The organism is Microcoleus sp. Pol12B4 (assembly GCF_036701385.1).
Classification (GTDB): domain Bacteria; phylum Cyanobacteriota; class Cyanobacteriia; order Cyanobacteriales; family Microcoleaceae; genus Microcoleus.
The window spans coordinates 45,274-47,973 of record NZ_JAUBQR010000020.1 but is presented as its reverse complement, the minus strand read 5'-3'; the positions used below and the strand labels follow the sequence as shown (position 1 = coordinate 47,973).

2 protein-coding genes are annotated in these 2,700 nt (G+C 45.8%); one reads left to right on the top strand and one right to left on the bottom strand.

The genetic code is table 11. From position 1 onward, the window contains the following. Positions 1-177 precede the first annotated feature (177 nt). Complete coding sequence (locus tag QUA38_RS05005; RefSeq protein ID WP_333159741.1) at positions 178-483, bottom strand: hypothetical protein; 306 nt, start codon at positions 481-483, stop codon at positions 178-180. Between the two features lie 85 nt (positions 484-568). Here QUA38_RS05005 and proS point away from each other — a divergent pair, with 85 nt between their 5' ends. Continuing rightward, a complete protein-coding gene (gene proS / locus QUA38_RS05000; protein ID WP_333159739.1) occupies positions 569-2,374 on the top strand; it encodes a proline--tRNA ligase in 1,806 nt (601 codons plus the stop codon). Positions 2,375-2,700 lie beyond the last annotated feature (326 nt).

Genomic DNA, 2,700 nt, shown 5'->3' with positions numbered 1-2,700 from the left:
ACTCTACATATCGTAGAGTGCGCTACCTAGTTGAGGATTCCGTTTGATTTTTAGGCTCAAAACGCTCTAGTAATTCCGAGGGAGGGATCTGCATAAGCACTCGGTTGCGATCCAGGGTTTCTAAATCTAATTGCAGGCAATTCAACAAACATGATATCGGGTGCGCTGCAGCGTACCCTACGAATTTTTGCCGCAGCATTTACCCTCACAGTTGCGAATGCTGCGAATACAGCCGTACTCGTCGAAACGTTGACTGTGTTTGCGAACAGTAGGATAGGCCAGTAAATATAAGGGAATTCCGATTAGTTTGTAAAGCAACCGACCAGCAGCATGAACAATATCCCAAATTTCGCTTGAATTAGGTTCTCGAACAAATTCTCCTATTTCATCTTTTAAGGCAAGCCATTGAGATTGCACAGTAGGAGAGTGACAATCATCAAAGACTGCCATACCTTTTTCATAGTTTTGCCAAATTTTATTCATATATTTAATCAAATAGGGCTTAGTTCTGATAATATCAGAAGTTGATCTAAAATTACAATCCTCCGGTATTTTAAGGAAATCAGCCATGCGACTCTCTCAAATGCTTTTTGTTACCCTGCGCGAAGACCCGGCAGAAGCAGAAATTCCCAGCCACAAACTATTACTCCGTGCCGGATACATCCGGCGCATCGGTAGCGGAATTTACGCTTATCTACCTTTAATGTGGCGAGTTCTCAAAAAAGTATCTCAAATTGTGCGCGAAGAAATGGACGCTACTGGCGCTCAAGAATGTCTCCTCCCGCAATTGCAACCGGCCGATTTGTGGCGGGAATCCGGCCGCTGGGACACATACACTCAAGCTGAAGGTATTATGTTTGCCATGACAGATAGGCAACAGCGAGAATTGGGACTGGGCCCAACTCACGAAGAAGTAATTACTACAATTGCTAAAGATATGATTCGTTCCTATCGGCAATTGCCTGTACATCTCTATCAAATTCAAACTAAGTTTCGCGATGAAATTCGCCCGCGTTTTGGGTTGATGCGCGGTCGCGAATTCATTATGAAAGATGGCTATTCTTTCCACACTAACGAAGAAAGCCTGAAAAAAACTTATCAGGATATGGCTCAAGCTTATAGCAATATGCTGCGCCGATCGGGCTTGCAATTCCGAGCAGTAGATGCCGATTCGGGAGCCATTGGCGGTTCGGGTTCTCAAGAGTTTATGGTGCTGGCAGAAGCGGGAGAAGATGAAGTTCTTTATACTGAAGATGGTCAGTATGCCGCTAATGTGGAAAAGGCTGTATCTATGCCTGCTGATACCGAACCGTCGCCTTTTGCCACTTTTGAAAAGCGGGAAACGCCGGGAACTGAAACAATTGATAAACTTTGCAAATTTTTGAAATGTTCTCCGACGCAAGTTGTCAAAAACGTGCTTTACCAAGCTGTTTATGACAATGGCATCACAGTGTTGGTATTGGTAAGCATTCGTGGCGACCAAGATGTAAATCAGGTAAAGTTGCTGAATGAGTTGACGAAGTTAGCCGGCAATTATCAAGCTAAAACTGTTTTATTTTTGACTGTTCCCGATGCCGAAGCTCAGCGGAAATGGGCGGCTAAATCTTTACCTCTGGGTTATATGGCTCCCGATGTTGCTGATGATTATATCGCTGGCAGCAAGGAGGTAAACTCTAAGTTTTTGCGTTTAGTCGATCGCACCGCAGTTGACCTGACAAACTTTGTCACTGGTTCAAACCAATCAGGATACCACGTTGTAGGGGCTAATTGGGATAAAGAATTTCCGCTACCAGCAACGGTTGTAGGCGTCAGAACAGCCAAAAAGGGCGATCGGGCAGTACACAACCCCGAACAAACCTTGCAAAGCGCCAGAGGCATCGAAGTCGGCCACATCTTCCAATTAGGCACAAAATACTCCCAAGCAATGGGCGCCACCTACACCAGCGAACAAGGCGAAGAAATGCCCTTTGTGATGGGCTGCTACGGCGTCGGCGTGTCGCGACTAGCTCAATCGGCCGTAGAACAATCTTACGACAAAGACGGGATAATTTGGCCAGTGGCGATCGCCCCGTATCACGCCATCATTAGCATCCCCAATATTTCCGACGCCCAACAAATAGAAGTCGCCGAAAAACTCTACGCAGAACTCAACCAATCTGGCATTGAAACCCTACTCGATGATCGCGACGAACGGGCAGGAGTTAAATTCAAAGATGCCGATTTAATCGGCATTCCCTATCGCATTGTTCCGGGCCGTTCACTGAAAGCAGGCAAAGTTGAAGTCGTGGAAAGAGCAACTCACAAATCACATGAAATTCTCATTGATGAAGTAAATTCTACTTTAAAACACTGGATTGAAGCCGCCATCAACTAAGCCTTTATAAATGTAGGTGCGCGACCGCGCACCTACATTTAGGCTCGCAATGTGCACGGTGTAAACCCTACATTAGCTCCCCTCTTTCTCTTCCTGACATCCGTTACATAATCTGTTGCCTAACTTCCCTTTTCCTTGAGATTTGAAATTCCCTAAAACTTAAAACTCGGTATGAATCTGAACCTAAATCAGTTTCTGCGATTCCCTCAATCCCAAATTGGGCGGTACTTGGCCCAAGTAACTGTCGTTGCTGTCGCTTACGCCGTGGGGGCGAGGCTAGCAATTTCAATTCAAGGTGTCAATCCCTTTGCTGCCTCGGTGTGGCC